The organism is Methanobrevibacter woesei, from assembly GCF_003111605.1.
GTDB classification, from domain to species: Archaea; Methanobacteriota; Methanobacteria; order Methanobacteriales; family Methanobacteriaceae; genus Methanocatella; species Methanocatella woesei.
Window position 1 is genome coordinate 155,262 of the sequence record NZ_MZGU01000002.1, and the last position, 20,724, is coordinate 175,985.

The following is a 20,724-nucleotide window of genomic DNA, read 5'->3' on the forward strand; positions in this document are numbered from 1 at the left end:
ATCAAAAATAATACTTTTAACTAAATAATATCTGTTTTTAGTTTTATTTAAATTTTTAAGAAATTTTAAAGCTATAATGTAAGTTTTTTCTATAAATATAGTAATTCTAATAAATATAAAAAATTAATTTGTACTGAAAAATTAATGGCAAAATATGTATATTTTAATAATTTCAAAATAAGAAATATGAAGAATAAAATAATTACAGATAACATAGAAAACCTTGATATTAAATGGCATCCTCAAATAAAAGGTGTTCAAATTATTAATGGAAAAAACAATTTCCCCATTAGCTGGTTAAATCAGCAAGGATATTGCGAATATCAGATATATCTTCAATACTTAAAAGGTATAAAAGTAGGTCAAACTAGAGCAATGAAAGAAGGAAGTAAAGAACATGAAGATTTAGAAGATAAATTTAAAGAAACAGCAAAACCTACAACCTTTAATGAAGCTATTGAAACATCCAAAGAAGAAGCAAGCCTTACAAGAGAAATGTTTGTAATTTCACCAAAATACGGGATAAGAGGATATATTGATGAAATTTGGATGACTCCTGATGAATTTATAATCATTGATGACAAACCAGGACACACTGCATATCCTTCAACAATAAATCAGGTAAGAGCATATTGTCTTGCCCTAAAAGATATGCTTCCAAATGATACAAGAAAAATCAAAGGAGCACTACGCCAAAGAGGTACCAACAATATCTTTTGGAGTGAAGATTTTGATGAAGATGTTGAAAAATCAATAAAATATACAATAGAAAGAATGGATAGTCTTTTTAAAGGAGAAAAACCTTTCATTCCAACAAAAAACAAAAATAAATGTAAAAGCTGTAGATATCAAAGTTACTGTGAACATTTCTAGATAACAATGATAAATAGTAACTCACATCCTTGTTATTTTAGAATAAATAAAAAAAAGAAAAAATTAGTAAGAATATTTTGCAAAAATCTAATATTCCGGAACTTCCTCTTCAATAACAACAGTTTTAGTTATTACATTGAATAATCTGTCCCCTTTTCTAATTATCTTACCAATAGCCCAATCAAAAATTATTGGAATCCAAAAAATTTTAGTTAAATTACGTACAATAGCTTGAGCCCAATTAATAGGATGTCCATTATAGGATCTAACTTCTAGATACATTAAAGCTTTACCAACAGTTGCTCCTTTAATTTTTTCACATAAAACAAAGTAAATCATACATACTACTGGAACAACAAATGGGAAATAACTGTAAATAGTAAACATACTTAATGGATTTGCTACTAAAGATAAGAAAAATGATATAATCCACATAAATGCTGAAACAACAAAGAAATCAGCAATATATGCAACAATTCTTCTTGAAAATATACTTGCCATAAAAATCACCATTAACAAACTCTAGGAACAGGATCAGCTATTGGAGCTTCAAGAATTCTTTCACCACCAATTGGTGTTTGGACAATTACATAATCTCCTTCAACAACTTCACCAATAATAGCTGCATTTTCACCATATTTTTCACTGCGTATAGCTTCTAATGTTTCTTCAGCCAAATCAGCTTTAACACCCATTACAACTTTTCCTTCATTAGCTACTTCAAATGGATCAATACCTAACATTTCAGATACTGCATGTACCTCCTCTTTAATAGGAATAGCTTCCTGTTGGAGTAGAATACCATTTCCTGATTTTGATGCCATTTCATTAATTGCATTTGCAAAACCACCACGAGTAGGGTCTTTCATAGCTGTAACTCCTCCAACATCTAATGCTTTTTTAATTACATTCCACATCGGAGCTACATCAGATTTTAAATCAGTTTCAAAACCAAAACCTTCTCTAAAAGACATTAAACTCATTCCATGATCACCAATAGAACCAGTGACAATAATCTTATCACCAACTTCTAAGGTTGAATCCCTAATGATTTCGCCTTTTTTAGCTATTCCGATACCTGTAGTAACCATAACGATACCATCTAACTTATCTTGTTGCATAACTTTAGTATCACCAGTTACAACAGCAACATCCACTTCTTGACAGGTTTCATCTAAAGATTTTATAATTCTATCAAGATCATCTATTGGGAATCCTTCCTGCATAATAATTGCATTAGAAATAGCTAGTGGTTTAGCCCCCATTACTGAAACATCATTTATTGTTCCTGCAGCAGAAATTCTTCCAATATCTCCACCTGGGAAAAATAAAGGGTCAACTGTATGACCATCTGTAGTAACTACAAGTTCATAATCTCCAAGAGGAATGGTAGCTCCATCATCTAAATCATCTAGGCTAACACCACCATTTACACTTTTTTTAGTGATATTATCTAGAATTGTTTTAGAGATTAGATTTGCCATCACTTCTCCACCAGCTCCGTGATTCATACCAATTTTATCGTCTGACATTCTATCTCCTAAAATATAAAATTATTAATATAAAATTAATTATGTAAAAAGACCTATATTAATTTAGTTGGTAATTAGTAAAATCAAATGCAAAAAAATAGATACTACTTTATTTTCATTATATTCTATAGAAAAAAAATAACAATATAAATTTTATAAATATCTGAAGATAAGGATTGTTAGTAATCCGCTAATTAATAGTGCAAGTCCTCCACCAGTATTATTCATAAAAAGAATAATAAACAACATCTTAACATTTCATTAAAAAAAAAAGAATATTGTTATCAGAAACATGATATTTTTTTTAGTAAAAAGTACTTATTGTCAATATTAATGTTCCAGATAAAAATATGATAACTGCCAATATAACTTTTAAATCAAAATTTTTAATTTTTACAGATGCAGGTAAACAGAATATTAATGGGAAAAGGATTAAAAGTGGAATGTAATACCTTGCATAAACTCCAAGTAACATATCTAATTTATTGTAACCTACAGATGCCCAACTTAAATATTGTATGAATAATATCCCTATATAAATTAAAAATACTATTATTCCTATTTTTAATCTATTTTTATTGTTAAGACTAATTTCATGCGGATAAATAAAGCAAAACATTGAAAAGAAAATAAGATATAATATGCTTAGAACTGGTGATGTGTAAATCCATTGCATAAAAGAGAATCTAAATAAATCAGTTACCATTTCAGGAATTAAATTAGCACTCTGTAAAAAGAAAGTGAGTGCATTAAGAGGATTATTTATCATATAATTTATCTGACCTTCAGGACTTACATTAGCTTGAATAAAATGAATTTGTCTGAAAGTATTTTCAAGTTGAGGAGAAGCATAAAAAAGACTATAAGCCATACTAATAATCATTATACCAATAGGAATACCTCTTGATACAAGGAATACTTTTTTAGAATCAAATTTTTCTCTTGGAATTAAAAATATGAAAAATGCAAATAAACCATAAGGAAATTTAAAAAAACTTACCAACAATATTGAAATAAAAAAAAATGCCATATCTTTATTGTTAATTAATGAAGAAGTTTTATACATGTAAATGAAATATCCTATAGATAATATGCAAAAACTATATACAAATCCATCTACATTAAAAGAAGCTGCCTGATATACACTCATAGGCAAACAGCTTATAACTAGCAATGCCATTTTATAATTAGGAGATTTTTTAATACCTATTGCACAAATTCCCGCATACAGGAATAAATTAAATAAACGACCAAGCCACATGGCCCAAATCACACTTAAATCCAATAATTTTGCTAGTAAAATACCAAATCCTGAAAGAATATAACCATAAAAAGGATTTTGAGGAAAACCAGCATCATAAAATGTTTTCGTATTGTTTATCGGATCCTGATAAAAATCATTATCTACAATAGTCTGCCCCATATTATTCTGTAATTGATAAACAAGATCAGAAACAACATAACCTTCTTTTTGATATTCAGGAATCAAAATTCCTAAAGAAGTCATATCACTTCGTGCAAAGTGCTCATTTTCATCAATACTAATTAATGTGGGTGTTGTAACAACTGTCAGTATTCCAAAAATCAATATTATAACAAATGCTACTTTATGAAGTTCATTTTTATGTTTAAAAGAATAAATAATAGCTATTAAACCAGCAATAAACAATACAGTTAATAATATGATTTCTGCTTTAGGAAAAGTATAATTTTCTACTTTAAAAAATGTAAACATGAAAAATAATAAACTTAAAGCAAATACTAAAATATATTTTTTATTTTTCAATATACTATTAAAAATAGTTTGAATATATTTATTAAAAATTTCACACATCTCATTCATATAAATAATGATAGTAAATAATAATATAAATATAATTATATATTCATCAATAATCTCTTTTTAATGATATCCTACACATGATTAAAAAGTTATCCACTTAAATATAGCAATTAACTCAAATAATATTTATATACTCCCATAATAACCTGAAAGCCATATATAATTATTTTTTTATAATTATTGGAACTAAACATTTGATATATTAAATTTAATATGAAATTATTATACCAAAATAATGATAAGAAAAATAGTAAATATAAAAAATAGTTATTAAAATATTAAAAAAAGAGAAAAAAAAGTAAAGAATTTATTCTTTGATTAAAATTCCGTTAATAACACCATCTTGACCAGGTCTAGAGGTAACTTTTGCATTTCCTTTAGAAGTTTCTACAATAGCACCTTTGGTAATGATATTCCTTCTTACGTAGTTTGGGTTTGCACTGTTTTCAATTACACCAATAATGTCAACTACTTCAGTGGTGTTATCATCAGGGTTAGTTACATTGATTTTGTTACCAGTAGATAATCTGAGTTTTTCGTTTCCACCACGGGTTCTGATTTTTTTCAATCTTTTTTCATCTACTCTAGTTTCTGCTGGTTCTCTACCTAATTCAGATTTCCTTTTTCCACGGTTAGCTCTAAGTCTAGCACCAGATGGACTTCTTGTTGATTTTCCTTGAGAAATTGCCATTATTTCACCTTAATAATAATTTTATATATAATTAATTAGTAATCGCAAAACATCAAAACTCTTTCATTTAAATTACTAGCAAGAATATGTAATTTAAATCATGAGAGCAAAAAAGAGCTTTAATGAATAATGATAATTAAATATATTTAACTTTCTAATATAAAAAGATATGGTTTTTTAAAAGTTAAACTAAAGTTATTTATTATTTATTCTTTTTTCATATTTAAATGATAATACAAGAATATTAAATAAAAATCTATCTTAATTAAATTAATTTATAGAAAGCAACTAAACTTTAAAAGTAATTAAGACAAATATTATATTATTATATAAAATTATAGGTGATACTGTGGAAAATTTTAGTGAATGGTTCCATGATATTTTAGAAAAAGCAAATATAACCGATTCAAGATATCCAATTAAAGGAATGGCAATTTGGATGCCTTATGGATTTCAAATAAGGAAATATACATTAGAAGTCTTAAAAGAGTTAATGGATCAAGAATGTGATGAAGTTTTATTCCCTATGTTAATTCCTGAAGAAGAACTAGCTAAAGAAGGAATTCATGTTAAAGGATTTGAAGATGAAGTATACTGGGTAACTCAAGGCGGACAAAAAGAATTAAACGAAAAATTAGCTTTAAGACCAACCAGTGAAACCTCAATGTATCCAATGTACTCCTTATGGATTAGATCACATATTGACCTTCCAATCAAATATTATCAGATAGTTAACACATTTAGATATGAAACTAAACACACCAGACCTCTTATAAGAGTTCGTGAGATTACAACTTTTAAAGAAGCTCATACTGCTCATGCAACTAAAGAAGAATGTGATGAACAGGTTAATACCTTTGTTGAATTATATAAAGATTTCTTTGATTATTTAGGAATTCCATATCTTATAAGTAAAAGACCAGAATGGGACAAATTCCCAGGTGCAGACTACACAATGGCTTTTGACACCATTATGCCTGATGGAAAAACCTTGCAGATTGGTACAGTGCACAATTTAGGTCAAACTTTTGCAAAAACCTTTGATATTACCTTTGAAGATAAAGATGGTGAACATAAATTAGTTTATCAAAGCTGTGCAGGTCTTTCTGACCGTGTAATTGCAGCTTTTATTGCTGTTCATGGAGATGAAAAAGGATTAAAACTTCCAGCAATAGCTGCACCAGACCATATTACTATTATACCAATCTTATTTAAAGAAGGTAAAGAAGAAGTTATTGCAAAATGTATGGAGCTTAAAGAGTTATTTGAAGATGCAGGACTACGTGTAAATATTGATGACAGAGATATTAGACCGGGTAAAAAATTCTTTGATTGGGAACTTAAAGGAACACCATTAAAACTTGAAATTGGACCAAGAGATCTCAAAAATAATAAAACAATAGCTATGAGAAGAGATGAACTTGAAAAAATAGAGCTTGATTTAGATGACAGTCTTCTCGACAAGGTTCTAGATTTACTTGAAGATTATGATGATAATCTATATGAAACCTCTTGGGATTTCCTTGAAGAACATGTTAAATTCACAGAAAACATTGATGAAGTTAAAGACTTAATTGAATCTGGAAATGTAGTGTCCTTTAACTGGTGTGGAGATGAAGCATGCGGTAAAGCTATTGAAGAAGAAACAGGCTACGACATTTTAGGAATCCAAGAAGAAATCACAGATAGTGATGCTAAATGTATCCATAGTGGAGAACCAGCAAAATATGTTGCAATAATGGCTAAAACTTACTAGAGGTTGTTATAATGGATGAAATTTATGGAATAATACCTGTAAGCAGGTTTAAAGAATGTAAAACAAGATTATCTCCATTTTTAAATGAAGAAGAAAGGGAAAACCTCTTGAAAGTAATGCTTAAAGATGTGACTGAATCTGTAGCTAAATATGTTGACAATATTATCATTATTAGTGCTGATGACGATGTTTTAAACTATGGTAAAAGTTTAAACCTTAAAACATTAAAAGAAAATGAAAATTCAAACTTAAATAAAGCACTAAAACAGGCTATGGATTACTGCAAATCAAAAGCTAAAAAAGTAATAATTTTACCTTCTGATGTTCCTTTAATTGGAAAAACAAATATTAAAATGCTAATTGATTCAAGCAAATCTTTAGATTTTATTATTGTTCCATCTAAAGGCGGAGGAACTAATGCAATTATTATGAAACCAGGAGCTATTAGAACTAAATTTGGTGATTTCAGTTATAAAGAACATGTAAATGCTGCAGATAGAAAAAATCTTAATCCTCAAGTCCATGATTCTTTCTTCATGGCATTAGATGTTAATACAACTGAAGATTTAGGAGAAATAATGGTTCATGGTGAAAATACCAACACCAGAAAATACTTAAAAGAATTAAAAATCAATGTTGAATCTGTTCATGGCAGTGAAAGATTAAAAGTAACAAGAGGTTAACTGATGATTGCAATGTCCATAGCTGGGGTGGATCCTTCAGGAGGTGCAGGTGTTTTTGCTGATTTAAAAACATTCCAAGCTCTTGGTGTTTATGGAACAGGAGTTGTAACTGCACTTACTGCACAGAATCCCTATAACATGTTTTCTTTAAAAGCAATTGATAGCAACTATGTAGCTGAACAGATTGATGCAGTCTTAGATAGCTATGAAATTGAATATATTAAAACAGGAATGCTTTATTCAAAAGAAATAATTAAAACAGTATCACAAAAAATTAAAGAATACAATTTAAAAGCTATTGTAGATCCAGTTATGGTTGCAACATCTGGAGGTAATTTATCTAAAGATGAAACTGCAGAATCTTTAAAAAGATATTTACTTCCAAATTCTTTTTTTACAACACCCAATGTAGATGAAGCAGAAAAACTAAGTGGAATCAAAATAACAAATGAAGAAAATGCAATAAAGGCTTCAGAAAAATTACAGAAAATATGCAACAATATGATTACTGGAGGTCATCTTCAAGGAAACAATATCATAAACATCGATGGTGAAATAACCATTAAAAAACAAAAACTATTAAAATCTGAAAATCTTCATGGAAGCGGTTGTAACTTCTCAGCTGCAATAACAGCTTATTTAACAAAAAAAGATAGCTTAAATGAAGCTATTTCAAAATCATTAGATTATACTTATGAAAGTATAAAAAATGGAAATTATGGGACCTTAATCCCATACATCTAATTCTTCAACAACTTCATTTACTAATTTTATAAATTCTGGTGATTCTCTTTTTCTAATACGAGGTAAATCCACATTTACCACTTTTTTAATCTTACCAGGATTTCTGCTCATTATAACAATTTCATCAGCAAGGAAAACTGCCTCATCTACATCATGAGTAACAAATACAATTGTATTATCAAATCTTTCCCAAACTCCAATTAATTGTTCTTGAAGTTTATGCCTATTTTGCATGTCCAAAGCAGAAAAAGGTTCATCCATAAGTAAAATAGGAGTATGTTTAAGTAAAGACCTAATAATAGCTACTCTTTGTTTCATACCTCCAGAAAGTTCATGAGGATAATTATCTTTAAATTCAATTAATCCTACTCTTTCAAGATATCTCTCAGCAGTTTTAAGATTTTCCTCTTTTGAAGCTTTACCAGAAATATTAAGACCAAACATTACATTATCCAATACAGTTAACCATGGGAAAAGAGAATACTGTTGGAAAATAACAGCCCTATCTCCAGAAGGACCTTTAACAATTTCCCCATCTGCAATGATTTCTCCAGAAGAAGGTTTATCCAAACCAGCTATTAAACGTAAAAGAGTTGTTTTACCACAACCTGATGGTCCTAAAAGACAGACAAACTTACCATCATCAATGTTTAAATTAATATCTTCCAAAACAGATAATTCATCATGTTTAAAAGATTTATTTATATTTTTAATTTCAATCGCCATTGAATTAACCTCCATCTACCAGAATATTTTGTCTTGAACATATCCAAAGATAAAGTCAAGAATTAAACCGATAATACCGATAGTTAACATTCCTACTACTGTTGTTCCAGTATCAAAAAGATTTGTAGCAGTTAAAATCATGTATCCTAATCCACTACTTGAACCAATCATTTCTGCTGAAATAGTACACATTAAAGCTATTCCAATACCTACTTTAAGACCAGAAACAATGTATGGTATAGCAGATGGCAAAATAACCTGTTTTAAGATAACTCCATCAGTAGCCCCTAATGTTTGAGCTGATTCAATTAATACCTTATCAGTTCTTTTAACACCATCAATAGTATAAATTAAAATTGGGAAAACACAACCCATAAAGATAATAAATACAGCAGGAACAGTTCCAATACCAAACCATAAAATTGAAAACGGAATCCAAGCAACTGGTGGAATTGGTCTTAAGATACTAATAACAAAAGTACAAATATCTTCTAATCTTTTATACCAACCAAGTAAAATTCCAAGAGGAATAGCTACAATAGCTGCAATGAATATACCGGCAAATACCTTAAATAATGTGTCAAATGCATCTCTAAATAATTCACCAGATATTATTAAATTCCATGCAGAAAAACAAACCTCTACTGGACTAGGCAGTATATAAGGATCAACTAAATTAAAAACAGCAGTTATCAAATACCAAACAATAATAATAAAGATTGGTAAAATCACTGGTGTAAATTTATTTTTATACAATTATATCACATACTTTTAATTAATTTAATATAATAATAGTATTAAATTGTAAAAAAAACTATATAAATCTTTATAAAGAATTTTAAGTTAAAAAATAAAAAAAAGATAAGAAAGATAACTTAAGATTCAATTGATTCTACTTTATCTCTCTCATTTAAAATAGATTTTGTACTTAGAGCTCCTAAAAGCATTGTAGATAAATTATGAACTGTAGATGAAAATGCAGGAGTTATTGCACCGCATACTCCAAGAAGGATTAATCCACCATTAATTGCAACAATTCTTTGGTAGTTACTGTTAATCCTATCTAACATTCCAGTACTTAATTTTCTAAGTGTAATTAAATCATATAAATTATCAGACAATAAAGAGATATCTGCAACTTCTCTTGCAATGTCTGATGAATTTTTCATAGAAACTGAAACATCTGCAGTAGCTAATGCTGGAGAATCATTAATTCCATCACCAACCATTATAACAGTTTTATTTTCTGCTTTTAATTCTTTGATGATTCTAGCTTTATCCTCTGGTAGAACTTGGGATTTATAATCGGTAATTCCTAAAGCTTCAGCACTTGCTCTTGCACCATTTTCGCTGTCACCTGTAAGCATTACAACATTTTCAATTCCTAAAGATTTAAGTTCACTAATGACTTCTTTAGCTTCATCCCTTACAGGATCTTCAATACAAATTACTCCTTCAATTTTACCATCAAGTGCAAAGTAAACAACAGAATATTTTTCAGCCTTCTCATTGATGATTTTTTCTTGCTCAGGACTTACTTCAATTTTTTCATCATCAAATAAAAAGTGCTTACTGCCAATTACTGCACGTTTACCTTCATAGCTAGTTGCAATACCATGAGCTACTATATATTCCACTTCACTATGGTCTTCACTGTGAGTTAATCCTTCTTCCTCAGCCTGTTTAACAATAGCTTTTGCAATACTGTGAGCAAAGTGCTCTTCAATACATGCAGCCATTCTAAGGACTTCATCACGTGAATAATCACCAAGAGGTATTACATCCACAACTTTTGGAGTTGCATTTGTTAAAGTACCTGTTTTATCAAATACAATTGTGTCTGCAATTGCATATTTTTCAAGGAATTTTCCACCTTTTACCATCATTCTATTGTCAGAAGCTTCACGCATTGCAGAGATAATAGATAATGGTGTTGTTAATTTAATTGCACATGAAAAATCAACCATCAAAACAGATAATGCTTTTGTAGAATTTCTAGTTAACAGATATGTAATAGCTGTTGTAAGAAAACTATATGGAACAATAGAGTCAGCTAACTGCTCAGCTTTACTTTGAGCATCTGCTTTTAACTCTTCGGAGTTCTCAATAAGATCAATAATTTTATTTAATCTTGTTTCTTTATTAACAGAATAAACTTCAATTATTAGATTACCTTCTTCAACAACAGTTCCTGCATGGACAGTTTTGCCCAGTGTTTTAAATACAGCTAATGGCTCTCCAGTCATAGAAGATTCATTAACCATCCCTTCACCTTCAACAACTTTTCCATCTACAGGAATTACATCACCCATATGTATTTTAATGCGATCTCCTTTTTTGATTTCACTAGCTGGATGAGATATTTCTGTTTGATTACCATCTTCATCCTCACAAACCAACCATACAGTATCAATATTTAAAGCTAAACTGTCTTTTAATGTGCTTTTAGTTTTTTGCATGGTGTATTCTTCAAGAAGGTCAGAAATTGAAAGGAGAAACATCATTGAACTAGCTGGAGCAAAATTTTTCTTATATAAAGAACCTAAAATAGCTGCCCCATCCAAAAGTGCAACATCCATTCTAAAATCTGTTAGACTATCTAATCCCTTTAAAATATATCTTGAAGCGCGACATAATGTTAAAATTCTTTTAAATGGTATTGGCATGAATAATCTGAAAATTATTCTTTTTGTAATCATTTTGGTTAATTTTAATAAAAAACGATTTGTAAGTTCCCTTAATTCTTCTTTAGAAGTAGGTTCTCCCTTAACCAAATCAGATCTACGAATATTATTTAAAATAGAAAGTATTCTATCTTTATTTTTAATATCATCATAAACAATTAAAATACTTCCATTTCTATGAGATGTTGAAACTTCTTTAATAAAACAATGCTCTCTCAATGAAGCTGCTAAACCATACCCTTCTTCTTTAGTAAATGCATCTTTTCCAGAACGGACTCTAAGCCTAGTTCCTTTATCATACATTATTTGGTATTTCATTTTTATGGCCTTATAATTAAAAAATTATTCTTTATCTTCTTTTTCTTCATCCTCTGGATAAATTTCTTTTTTTGAAATTTCACTTGCATCTACAACAATATCCTCCGCATTGTCTTTCATATCCTGGAAGTATTCTTCAGCATCTTTTTTCATTGACATTACAGATGCCATTCCCTTAGTACATGCATCTTTTACTGTATCAGATTCTAATACTTTTTTTCCAATTACAGCAGTTGCAATTCCTCCAGCAAAAATTAATGCATGTTTATGTTTTAATACTCTATCAAAATGTTCTAACATTTTTATTTAATCTCCTTTAAGTTTTTTAGTTAAATTTTACCTAATTTTAAAATATGAGGAAATTTTTAGGATAACCTAAAAATATTATTAGGTACACCTAAATATTTATTTTCATAATATATAAAATTTATGCATACCTAAATTTTCAATAAATGAAATTCAAACTGAAAAATTATATATTGTAAATAAAAAAAATATAGCAAAAACAATGACAAAATGGTGACAATTTGACAAATATAAATAGAAAATTTTTCTCAAAAATAGGGTTAAATTACACTTTTTTTGGTGTATTTGCAATAATCATGCAAATAATAATAATCAACATAATTGGATTTGCAAACCCAATAATTTTAAATGACATAAATTTAACATCAATTATTGCTTCAGTCTGTAACTACATTCTACCCCTTCCAATATTCTTATATTTAATGAATAAACTAGAAAAACAAGAAATACATTCAAATAAACTCACCATAAAAAAATTCATAGTATACATTGCCATATCACTAACATTAATGTGGGTGGGAAACCTTATTGGATTAACAATAACAGAAATACTTGGAAATTTAATACAAAGCGAAATAGCTAATCCAATTGTAGAAACAATTGATTCATCAAGTGTTTATACAAATTTATTGTTAATGGTTATAATGGCGCCAATATTTGAAGAAATAATATTTAGAAAGCTATTAATTGACAGGACAATAAAATATGGTAAAGGAGTTTCTATTTTACTATCTGCACTTATATTTGGACTGTTTCATGGAAATTTAAATCAATTTTTCTATGCATTCTTAATTGGTGGATTTTTCGCATATGTTTACATAAAAACTGGAAAAATAATTTATACAATACTATTACACTTAACTGTAAACTTCTTTGGATCAATTATAAGCGTAATTGTAGGAAATTCCCTAAACAATATGAATACAATGGCAAATTTACCAATAGCAGATGCAGGCATAATTATAATCTATTTCCTGATTTATGTCTTAATTGTAATAGTTGGTGTTATAGGGCTTTTAAAAAATTATAAGAAAATCAGTCTCTTAAAAGATAATCTAATAAAAAAACCTTATACAACATCCCTTATTAATGTAGGGATGATTTGTTTCTATATTTATGTAACATATATATTTTTAATGTAAAAAAAAAAGTAAAATGTGAGATTTAATCTACTAAATCTCCAACTATTTTTTCTTCTTCAATGCCTTTTAAAACTTTAACAGCTCTATTAAAAGCAGGCATACCAGATGTTAATAAAACAACCTTTAAAACATCCATAATTTCATCTTTTGTTACACCAACTTCCTTCATACTGCTAACCATTTGTTTTCTAGTAGCTCCAGTATTATGTTTAGATGCAACAATTCCAATAGCTATCAATTTCTGAGTTTTGTAATCAAGAACTTTACCATCAAAAACTATTTCATTTAAATCTTCAACAAGTTTATAAATCTCAGGAAATTCATCTTTCATCTCTTTAATACCTTTTCCATAAAATACTCCTTCTTTCATAATAACAACCTCATGTTAATAATAAGTAAAGAGTAAAAACTATTTAAAATTTATGAAAAGCTTTTTCTAAAAAAAAATAATAATTATTGATGAAGAGCTTCACGAACTTTTTCAATAGCTATTGATTTTTTAGCTGGAAAGGCAGCTATCTTAACTTTTAGATGAATTGAATCACCAGAATCCAATATCTCAATCTCATCTTCAATTGCAGCTTCTTTAGATAGTCTTAAAAATAAGTTCCCTTTTTCATCCATTTTTCTTTCTAAATCATTATCAAGTTTATCTAACTGATCTTGGTTTAGTTCAAGAATTCTATTGAAAAAGGCTTTAGTGTGTCTTTTTTTATCAACAACACCAGAAAGAATAATAATTTTATCTTCAGTTAAACCTTCAGCTTCTTCCATCTCGATAGAAGCATCTGGAAATATATTTAAAATAGCATCTGTAAGTTCATCTAAATCCTCATCTTCATAGACAAACTCTCTAAAACGAATATTATGTATCATAAATACCAGATAAATTTTATTTTAATAAAAAATTAGTTAAAAAAAGTTTAAAAAAAAGAAAAGGTGAAGAATTATATTTTTCTTCTTCTAGCTTGTTCACTACCTTTTCCTTTTGAAGTTATTCCACGTCCTTTAGTTCCAGCACTAGTTAAACCTCTAAGAGCTCTGTTAGTGTGTTTGTTGGAACAAATCCAATTGATTTTTTTATCATTAATAATGGAAGGACTGTTAGGATCTACTAAAATTACTTCATAATATTTATATTTACCATCAGCCCATACCCAGTAAGAGTTTAAAACTTCTAAGTTTGGATATTTTTTAGCGACACGTTCTTCAGCTATTCTTTGGATGGATTTAGCTTGAGTAATTTTGTTTACACCCATTCTTTTAGGTTTACGACCACCGATGAAACGAGATTTTCTTCTTCCACCACGTCTTACTCTGGTCCTAACAACAACAAAACCTTTTTTAGCTCTGTATCCTAAACTTCTAGCCCTATCAATCCTTGTAGGCCTATCAATTCTTTGAACAGCTCTTTGTCTTCTCCATTTAGGAGCTCTTTCCCACATGAGTTCTCTTACATAGGATTCATCTGGGTTTTTCCATGCATCTCTAATATATTTATACATCATAAATAACACCTTTGTTCAGCTTAAAAGCCACATCCAGGGACTTGAAATCCCAAAAAAGTATTAAAAAAAATATCGTTAAAATTCTAACGATAGTAAAATATTTGTTATAACTATTAATAAATGTTACTATTAACTAAGTTAAAAATTAAAAAAAAGGAAAAATGAAAAAGAATTAATTTAAAAGGTTTTTCATAGCCTTTTCAAATTTGTCCACAATAGCTTCCCAATCATTATTCTGAACATATTCTCTTCCAGCACTAGCTATTTTATCATATTGACCATTATCAATAATATTTTTTGCTAAATCAAGAACTTCTTCAGCTTTCTGAACATATTCAATCCCATGACCATATCCAAATTCTTTTGAAATTCCAGGCAATTCACTAGCAATTACCACTTTTTTCATGGCTAAGTATTCATATAATTTAATAGGAACAATATCCTGCATAATTGGCTCATCAATATATGCTGGAAGTAGACAGAAGTCAGCTGAGGATAGATATTCAGGAATTTTAGTGTAAGGTTGTTTTCCTGTAAGAATTAACTGATCACCCAAATTATATTCCTCTTTTATTGATACCATTTCATCAAAGGCATCTCCATCTCCAACAATGAGAATTTTAAAGTTTGGATATTTTTCCTTATTTTCACCTAAAGTTCTCGCCAATTCTTTCATTCCTGCAAATTCGTAAATCCAACCCATGAAAAATAGAACAATATCATCCTTTTTAATATTCCATTGAGCACGAATAGAAGAATCATCTAAATCTGGATTAAAATCATTTAAATCTATACCTGCATCGATTAAAATGGTTCTGTTTGGATCAGCACCCATAGTTACTGCAAATTCTGACAATTTCTTATTAATGGTTATTACTAAATCTGAGTTTTCAATAGCTTTTTGTGTGAATTTTTTTCCCAATTCCTGGAACGCTTTTTCAGGAATCAATGCATGTAATACATCTATAAAATAATAAACAAATGGAATGCCCATCTTTTTAGCTATTTTAGAAGCATTATAGGTATTCAATATTCCAAGCCCTAAAATTATATCCGGTTTAAATTCCTTGATTTGTCTTTTGATTTCTTTTTTATGGCTGAAAAATAATGATGCATAGTTAAGACCTTTTACTTTAATAAAACTTGGTCTTATTACATCTATCTCTGCATCTTCTTTTATTTTTGAAATCCCTTTATGAACTTCCCTTGGATATGTTAATCCTTTAGAATCCTCATCTTTTGGCCAGTCAATAGGATAATCGATTACTCTAATCTCATGCCCTCTTGTTGCCATTCTTTCCATTAAGTGATGTTGTTGATGTGGATTTCTCTCTAACCAGTCTGACTCTTGAACAACTAAAATTCTCATTATATCCCTTTTAAAATAAGATTAATATTATTTTAGCAACAATAATATTTAATGATATAGGATAATATTACTACTTTAATTTTCCAATTAAACAATCATATTAAAAATATAATAAAAACTAATAAAATAATTGAAAAAAAGCTAATTTTTAAACAAATTACAATAAGCAAAATCAAATTATTACTTTACAGCATTTATATTTAAAAATAAAGATAATTTAGGTTTTAAATATGAAAAAAAGAGTTAGAAAAGTTTTTATAATAGCATAGCTAAAATTAATTTAAATAATATAATTATATGATAAAGTATTACTAATTACTTGTAAAATCAATAATTATGATTACTGAGTGATAAGATGAATGAATTATTAAATGTTAATGAGGTTTCTATTTCTTTTAGACAGTATGTACAAGGACTTAAACAGAAGAATTTAGAAGTCATTACTGATTTAAGCCTAGATGTACGAGAAGGAGAAATAGTAGCTATTTTAGGTTCAAGTGGATCTGGAAAAAGTCTTCTTGCACATTCAATATTAGGCATTTTACCTGAAAATGCAAACCAACAAGGAAAAATAATTTATAAAGGACAGTTATTGGACGAAGAATTAAAAGATAAATTAAGAGGCGATGAAATCGCTTTAATTCCACAGTCTGTTAATTTTTTAGATCCTTTAATGAAAATATCTGACCAAGTAATTGGAGACTGTAGTGAAGAGGAATATCCTCAAAAAAAGAAAAAACAAGAAGAATTATTTAAACAGTATAATCTTGATAAAGACGTTGAAGACATGTATCCATTTCAGCTTTCTGGTGGAATGGCAAGAAGAGTTCTTGTATCAACAGCATTAATGAACAATCCAAAGCTTGTAATAGCTGATGAACCGACCCCTGGACTTGATGAAAAGGCAGTAGCTGAAACCTTAAAACATTTAAAACAAATGGCAGAGAATGGCGTAGGTGTTTTACTTATTACTCATGATATTAATGCTGCACTTGAAGTTGCAAATAGAATAGCTATTTTTTATGCAGGATATGTAATAGAAATAGCATTAACAAGTGATTTTAAAGAGGATGGTGAAAATCTTCTTCATCCATACACAAAAGCACTATTTAAGGCACTTCCAGAAAATGGATTTGAACTAACAGAAGGCCATCAACCTTTACATGGAGACATACCTGAAGGTTGTCCTTACTTTAGCAGATGTCCAAATTCACTAGCTAAATGTGAACATGAAAGACCTCATCTAATTAATTTAGGTGATAAAAAAGTTAGATGCTTCCAATATGAAAAAGAGGAATTATAATGAATTTAATTGGAAAAAATATATCTTATAAATACCCATCTGGAAAAGAGTATATCCTAAAAGATGTTAACATTGAAATAGATAGTGAAAAAATCACAGGTCTTGTTGGAGATAGTGGAAGTGGAAAATCAACATTATGTAAAATATTATCCAATTATATGGCAAAATACGATGGTGAAGTATTTATTGACTCCGAAAAACTGCCAAAATCTGGTTTTTGCCCAGTTCAACTAATTTACCAACACCCAGAAAAAGTAATGAATCCTAAATGGAAAATGAAAAAAATCTTAGATGAATCTTGGCAAGTTAGTGAAGAACTTTTTAAAGAATTCGGTATTCAAAAGTCCTGGCTTAACAGATATCCTTCAGAGCTATCTGGAGGAGAACTACAAAGATTTTCCGTTTTAAGAGCACTTAATCCTAAAACAAAATTTGTAATAGCTGATGAAATGACTACAATGCTTGATGCAGTAACTCAAGTGCAAATCTGGAAAAAAGTCATTGAATACTGCAGGAAAAATAGTGTAGGACTTCTTGTTGTAAGTCATGACAAAAAACTAGTTGATGAAATCTGTGATGAAGTAATCTATCTCAATGAAATCAACAAAAAATAAATATATCTTTTTTTAACAAAGAAAAATAGAAAAATGGGGAGGATAACCCCCTAATTATTTCTTTAGAACTCAGCAGATTCTTGGATGTTGTCCCAGTTTTCAACAAACCATTCATGAGTTCTAACAAGCCCATCTTCAAAAGAAACTTTTGGAGAGTAACCTAAAATGTCTTTAGCTTTATCAATTGAAGATAAAAGTTTAGTTTTTGCATCCCAATTTCTACGAGCTACATAATTGATTCCTGCTTCATTTCCAGTTAATTCATTAACTTTATTAGCCATATCAATTACTCTGTGGTCTTTACCAGACCCTAAGTTAATAGCTTCACCAATAGCTTCTTCTTCGATTCCCATAGCTACTAATCCACTAACAATATCTTCAACAAAGGTCCAATCTCTTGTTTCAGATCCATCACCAGTAATTGGTAATGCCTGACCATTTTTAGACCAGTAGAAAAAATTAGGAATTACATTTCTGTATTTACCTGGAACTTCACCAGGACCAAATACATTGAAGAATCTTGCATTTACAATTGGCAACTCATATAAATTATGGAAATAATTAGTATATAATTCACCTAAAAGTTTAGTAACTTGATAAGGAGTGTGAAGTGAAATGGAAATATCATGTTCTTCAAATGGCATTTTAGAGTCAAGCCCATAAACACCACAACCAGAAGAGGAATATACAAATCTTTCAACACCAGTTAATTGTGCATATTGAAGAACTTTTAAAATACCAATACCATTTACCATTAAATCTTTTTCAGGGTTATCTACACTATTTTGATTTGCAAAGTGTGCAGCCAAGTGATATACATAGTCAGGTTGTTCTTTAAATACTCTTTTAAGTGCAGCATCATCAAGAATATCTCCTTGAATAAATTCAATATTGCCCCTATCAGCAATATTCCATTCATAAGCAGATGATAAGTTATCTAAGATAATTACTTTTTCTGCACCTAAATCTGCAAATTTTTTGGTTAAATTACTTCCAACACAGCCAGCTCCACCTGTTACCAATACAGTTTTACCTTCATATTCAGTGTATTCTTTACTCATAATTATTCCTCAAATTTATTTTTTTCTTGCTCTACCAACTTTACGAGCGATAACTAATTCACCAACAGCTATTAAACCTGTGAAAAATTTTTCAAGTCCTCCAGTAGCCCAAATTGCACTACCAAATGTGGATTTTCTAATATTATCTTCATATTGCTCAGGGGTGATTTTTTTACCAGTTGCTCTTCTTGAAACAACAGCAGAAGCTTCCATTAACTCATCCCAGGTAATACCTTTTAATTGCTCATTCATTGCTTCATATAATTTAACAACTTTAATATCATAAAGTGCAGATAACAATTTTACGATATCACAAGCACGAATCATACCAATAACTTGATTATCATCATTTAAAACAGGCAAAGTTACAAATTTATTATCTGCTGTTTCAATAACTGCAAGTCTAGCTGATTCATTTTCATTGATTGTTGTAATTTCCTCATAGGAACTCATGATTTCATGAATTTTTTCATTACCTTCCCTTAAACCACGAGTAATGTCAAATGAAGTAACCCAACCAATTAATCGTTTATTATCATCCACAACAGGACAGGTGAAACGACGAATTTTTTCCATTGTTTTTGATACTTCTACAACAGAGTCATTTTTACTAACATAAATAAACTCTTTATCCATTAACTCCTTAGCTTTCATTTAATCATCCCCATTATTTCTATTAACAAATTTTAATGCTCCTACAGGACAATGATTTGTACAGGAGATACATCTAATACATTTATTATCATCTAATACAACTTCATTGTCAATAAGTTTAATAGCTTCAACTGGACAGTTATCTTCACATAAGAAACAAGCAACACATGTTTCTTGATCAACTGTAAGGTCTTTAATATGAATAATCGGACCAATAGTCCTCTCAAGAGTTATTTCATCATCCATACAAAGATTTATACAAGCTCCACAGCCAATACAAAGCTTTTTATTAATATAGGGATATAAAGTGTCTTCCTCTAAAGTGACATTTATATCTTCATTTTCTTCTAAAAATTCTTTAAATTCAAGTGTAAGTGCGCCTGTTGGGCAATATTGACCATAATCAATATCAGGATTACATTTTGAATAATCAATGGAAATATCATCCATCCTAATAACCCTATGTGGGCGACTAATATTAACAAGACTATATTCTACAACGCCTTTATCCGAATCATCACCCTTTTTAAAGATAACAGAATTACTAATTAATTTAATAGCTGAAATAGGACAAGATTGAACACAAATTTCACATTTAACACATTTATCTGTAATTTTAGCTATTTTAAAATTATTAGCTGGTTCAATAGCATCAACTGGGCATGTTTCAACACATAGATTGCATCTAATACATTTTGGTGCAATAGCAATTATTTCTTCTTCAGATTGAAAATCATCAATCTCGAATTTAAAATCATCAATATCATCATCTAAATCCACAGATTTAAAAAGAACTTCACGTTCCAATGACTCCATCTGCTTATTAAAAGATACATTCATAATTATACCAACTAATTAAATAATTGAGTTTAAATCTATATTTAGTTATTAATAAATATAGCTAAATAAGATTACTC

General features: G+C 29.0%; 22 protein-coding genes. 7 read left to right on the forward strand and 15 right to left on the reverse strand.

Going from position 1 to position 20,724, the window contains the following annotated elements:
- The first annotated feature begins 186 nt into the window (after positions 1–186).
- Positions 187–873, forward strand: coding sequence for a CRISPR-associated protein Cas4 (gene cas4, locus MBBWO_RS01085; RefSeq protein WP_116669107.1), 687 nt, complete (start codon positions 187–189; stop codon positions 871–873).
- 87 nt (positions 874–960) lie between these two features.
- Here cas4 and MBBWO_RS01090 read toward each other — a convergent pair whose 3' ends face one another.
- From MBBWO_RS01090 to MBBWO_RS01105, 4 genes are all read right to left on the reverse strand, one after another.
- Positions 961–1,374: an RDD family protein gene (locus MBBWO_RS01090; RefSeq protein WP_116669037.1), complete on the reverse strand. Its 414-nt coding sequence runs from the start codon at positions 1,372–1,374 to the stop codon at positions 961–963.
- Positions 1,375–1,385: 11 nt separating this feature from the next.
- On the reverse strand, positions 1,386–2,405 hold the full coding sequence (hypE, locus tag MBBWO_RS01095) for a hydrogenase expression/formation protein HypE (RefSeq protein WP_116669038.1): 1,020 nt from the start codon (positions 2,403–2,405) through the stop codon (positions 1,386–1,388).
- 304 nt (positions 2,406–2,709) lie between these two features.
- Positions 2,710–4,140: a DUF2142 domain-containing protein gene (locus tag MBBWO_RS01100; RefSeq protein ID WP_165807905.1), complete on the reverse strand. Its 1,431-nt coding sequence runs from the start codon at positions 4,138–4,140 to the stop codon at positions 2,710–2,712.
- 415 nt (positions 4,141–4,555) lie between these two features.
- On the reverse strand, positions 4,556–4,939 hold the full coding sequence (locus MBBWO_RS01105; protein WP_116669040.1) for a 30S ribosomal protein S8e: 384 nt from the start codon (positions 4,937–4,939) through the stop codon (positions 4,556–4,558).
- Between the two features lie 349 nt (positions 4,940–5,288).
- On the opposite strand from MBBWO_RS01105, the gene proS reads away from it, so the two are divergent.
- Genes proS through thiD form a run of 3 tightly spaced genes read left to right on the forward strand, consistent with a single transcriptional unit; the run spans position 5,289 to position 8,122 of the window.
- On the forward strand, positions 5,289–6,695 hold the full coding sequence (gene proS / locus MBBWO_RS01110; protein ID WP_116669041.1) for a proline--tRNA ligase: 1,407 nt from the start codon (positions 5,289–5,291) through the stop codon (positions 6,693–6,695).
- Between the two features lie 11 nt (positions 6,696–6,706).
- On the forward strand, positions 6,707–7,378 hold the full coding sequence (cofC, locus tag MBBWO_RS01115; protein WP_116669042.1) for a 2-phospho-L-lactate guanylyltransferase: 672 nt from the start codon (positions 6,707–6,709) through the stop codon (positions 7,376–7,378).
- 3 nt (positions 7,379–7,381) lie between these two features.
- Positions 7,382–8,122: a bifunctional hydroxymethylpyrimidine kinase/phosphomethylpyrimidine kinase gene (gene thiD / locus MBBWO_RS01120; RefSeq protein WP_116669043.1), complete on the forward strand. Its 741-nt coding sequence runs from the start codon at positions 7,382–7,384 to the stop codon at positions 8,120–8,122.
- Here thiD and MBBWO_RS01125 read toward each other — a convergent pair.
- From MBBWO_RS01125 to MBBWO_RS01140, 4 genes are all read right to left on the reverse strand, one after another.
- Positions 8,105–8,848 carry an ABC transporter ATP-binding protein gene (locus MBBWO_RS01125; protein ID WP_116669044.1) on the reverse strand — a complete coding sequence of 248 codons (744 nt, stop codon included), beginning with the start codon at positions 8,846–8,848 and terminating at the stop codon, positions 8,105–8,107. The two genes, thiD and MBBWO_RS01125, sit on opposite strands and share 18 nt — an antisense overlap.
- Positions 8,849–8,863: 15 nt before the next feature.
- Positions 8,864–9,604 (reverse strand): ABC transporter permease, encoded by a 741-nt coding sequence (locus MBBWO_RS01130; RefSeq protein WP_116669045.1) that lies wholly within the window; start codon positions 9,602–9,604, stop codon positions 8,864–8,866.
- A gap of 119 nt (positions 9,605–9,723) precedes the next feature.
- The gene (locus tag MBBWO_RS01135) at positions 9,724–11,850 is read right to left on the reverse strand and encodes a heavy metal translocating P-type ATPase (protein ID WP_116669046.1); all 2,127 of its coding nucleotides are present in this window, start codon (positions 11,848–11,850) and stop codon (positions 9,724–9,726) included.
- A 24-nt stretch (positions 11,851–11,874) separates the two neighbouring features.
- The gene (locus MBBWO_RS01140) at positions 11,875–12,150 is read right to left on the reverse strand and encodes a DUF6110 family protein (protein ID WP_116669047.1); all 276 of its coding nucleotides are present in this window, start codon (positions 12,148–12,150) and stop codon (positions 11,875–11,877) included.
- Between the two features lie 227 nt (positions 12,151–12,377).
- Here MBBWO_RS01140 and MBBWO_RS01145 point away from each other — a divergent pair, with 227 nt between their 5' ends.
- A complete protein-coding gene (locus MBBWO_RS01145; protein ID WP_116669048.1) occupies positions 12,378–13,298 on the forward strand; it encodes a CPBP family intramembrane glutamic endopeptidase in 921 nt (306 codons plus the stop codon).
- 22 nt (positions 13,299–13,320) lie between these two features.
- Here MBBWO_RS01145 and MBBWO_RS01150 read toward each other — a convergent pair whose 3' ends face one another.
- The 4 genes from MBBWO_RS01150 to MBBWO_RS01165 all read right to left on the reverse strand — a co-directional run bounded on the left by MBBWO_RS01150 (position 13,321) and on the right by MBBWO_RS01165 (position 16,175).
- Complete coding sequence (locus MBBWO_RS01150; RefSeq protein ID WP_116669049.1) at positions 13,321–13,668, reverse strand: carboxymuconolactone decarboxylase family protein; 348 nt, start codon at positions 13,666–13,668, stop codon at positions 13,321–13,323.
- Between the two features lie 83 nt (positions 13,669–13,751).
- Positions 13,752–14,174 (reverse strand): RNA-binding protein, encoded by a 423-nt coding sequence (locus MBBWO_RS01155; protein ID WP_116669050.1) that lies wholly within the window; start codon positions 14,172–14,174, stop codon positions 13,752–13,754.
- Between the two features lie 71 nt (positions 14,175–14,245).
- Positions 14,246–14,803, reverse strand: a complete 558-nt coding sequence (locus tag MBBWO_RS01160; protein ID WP_116669108.1) for a 50S ribosomal protein L15e — start codon at positions 14,801–14,803, stop codon at positions 14,246–14,248.
- Between the two features lie 175 nt (positions 14,804–14,978).
- Positions 14,979–16,175 (reverse strand): glycosyltransferase, encoded by a 1,197-nt coding sequence (locus MBBWO_RS01165; protein WP_116669051.1) that lies wholly within the window; start codon positions 16,173–16,175, stop codon positions 14,979–14,981.
- 355 nt (positions 16,176–16,530) lie between these two features.
- Here MBBWO_RS01165 and MBBWO_RS01170 point away from each other — a divergent pair, with 355 nt between their 5' ends.
- Both MBBWO_RS01170 and MBBWO_RS01175 read left to right on the forward strand, forming a co-directional pair.
- Complete coding sequence (locus tag MBBWO_RS01170; RefSeq protein WP_116669052.1) at positions 16,531–17,478, forward strand: ABC transporter ATP-binding protein; 948 nt, start codon at positions 16,531–16,533, stop codon at positions 17,476–17,478.
- Complete coding sequence (locus MBBWO_RS01175; RefSeq protein ID WP_116669053.1) at positions 17,478–18,092, forward strand: ATP-binding cassette domain-containing protein; 615 nt, start codon at positions 17,478–17,480, stop codon at positions 18,090–18,092. Before MBBWO_RS01170 ends, MBBWO_RS01175 begins: the two co-directional genes overlap by 1 nt.
- 62 nt (positions 18,093–18,154) lie before the next feature.
- On the opposite strand, the gene MBBWO_RS01180 is transcribed toward MBBWO_RS01175, so the two are convergent.
- The 3 genes from MBBWO_RS01180 to MBBWO_RS01190 are packed head-to-tail and all read right to left on the reverse strand — an operon-like array spanning position 18,155 to position 20,647.
- Positions 18,155–19,153 carry an NAD-dependent epimerase/dehydratase family protein gene (locus tag MBBWO_RS01180; RefSeq protein WP_116669054.1) on the reverse strand — a complete coding sequence of 333 codons (999 nt, stop codon included), beginning with the start codon at positions 19,151–19,153 and terminating at the stop codon, positions 18,155–18,157.
- Positions 19,154–19,168: 15 nt separating this feature from the next.
- Positions 19,169–19,807: a CBS domain-containing protein gene (locus MBBWO_RS01185; protein WP_116669055.1), complete on the reverse strand. Its 639-nt coding sequence runs from the start codon at positions 19,805–19,807 to the stop codon at positions 19,169–19,171.
- On the reverse strand, positions 19,808–20,647 hold the full coding sequence (locus tag MBBWO_RS01190) for a 4Fe-4S binding protein (protein WP_116669056.1): 840 nt from the start codon (positions 20,645–20,647) through the stop codon (positions 19,808–19,810).
- Between the last annotated feature and the right edge of the window lie 77 nt (positions 20,648–20,724).

Bases quoted from the DNA above. Each gene is read 5' to 3' on its own strand.
- MBBWO_RS01180 (WP_116669054.1), bottom strand. From the start codon at position 19,153: ATGAGTAAAGAATACACTGAATATGAAGGTAAAACTGTATTGGTAACA.
- MBBWO_RS01165 (WP_116669051.1), bottom strand. From the start codon at position 16,175: ATGAGAATTTTAGTTGTTCAAGAGTCAGACTGGTTAGAGAGAAATCCA.
- MBBWO_RS01150 (WP_116669049.1), bottom strand. From the start codon at position 13,668: ATGAAAGAAGGAGTATTTTATGGAAAAGGTATTAAAGAGATGAAAGAT.
- hypE (WP_116669038.1), bottom strand. From the start codon at position 2,405: ATGTCAGACGATAAAATTGGTATGAATCACGGAGCTGGTGGAGAAGTG.
- MBBWO_RS01105 (WP_116669040.1), bottom strand. From the start codon at position 4,939: ATGGCAATTTCTCAAGGAAAATCAACAAGAAGTCCATCTGGTGCTAGA.
- MBBWO_RS01160 (WP_116669108.1), bottom strand. From the start codon at position 14,803: ATGTATAAATATATTAGAGATGCATGGAAAAACCCAGATGAATCCTAT.
- MBBWO_RS01090 (WP_116669037.1), bottom strand. From the start codon at position 1,374: ATGGCAAGTATATTTTCAAGAAGAATTGTTGCATATATTGCTGATTTC.
- MBBWO_RS01190 (WP_116669056.1), bottom strand. From the start codon at position 20,647: ATGAATGTATCTTTTAATAAGCAGATGGAGTCATTGGAACGTGAAGTT.
- MBBWO_RS01175 (WP_116669053.1), top strand. From the start codon at position 17,478: ATGAATTTAATTGGAAAAAATATATCTTATAAATACCCATCTGGAAAA.
- MBBWO_RS01140 (WP_116669047.1), bottom strand. From the start codon at position 12,150: ATGTTAGAACATTTTGATAGAGTATTAAAACATAAACATGCATTAATT.
- thiD (WP_116669043.1), top strand. From the start codon at position 7,382: ATGATTGCAATGTCCATAGCTGGGGTGGATCCTTCAGGAGGTGCAGGT.
- MBBWO_RS01170 (WP_116669052.1), top strand. From the start codon at position 16,531: ATGAATGAATTATTAAATGTTAATGAGGTTTCTATTTCTTTTAGACAG.
- cas4 (WP_116669107.1), top strand. From the start codon at position 187: ATGAAGAATAAAATAATTACAGATAACATAGAAAACCTTGATATTAAA.
- MBBWO_RS01100 (WP_165807905.1), bottom strand. From the start codon at position 4,140: ATGTTTACATTTTTTAAAGTAGAAAATTATACTTTTCCTAAAGCAGAA.
- cofC (WP_116669042.1), top strand. From the start codon at position 6,707: ATGGATGAAATTTATGGAATAATACCTGTAAGCAGGTTTAAAGAATGT.
- MBBWO_RS01155 (WP_116669050.1), bottom strand. From the start codon at position 14,174: ATGATACATAATATTCGTTTTAGAGAGTTTGTCTATGAAGATGAGGAT.
- MBBWO_RS01135 (WP_116669046.1), bottom strand. From the start codon at position 11,850: ATGAAATACCAAATAATGTATGATAAAGGAACTAGGCTTAGAGTCCGT.
- MBBWO_RS01125 (WP_116669044.1), bottom strand. From the start codon at position 8,848: ATGGCGATTGAAATTAAAAATATAAATAAATCTTTTAAACATGATGAA.
- MBBWO_RS01185 (WP_116669055.1), bottom strand. From the start codon at position 19,807: ATGAAAGCTAAGGAGTTAATGGATAAAGAGTTTATTTATGTTAGTAAA.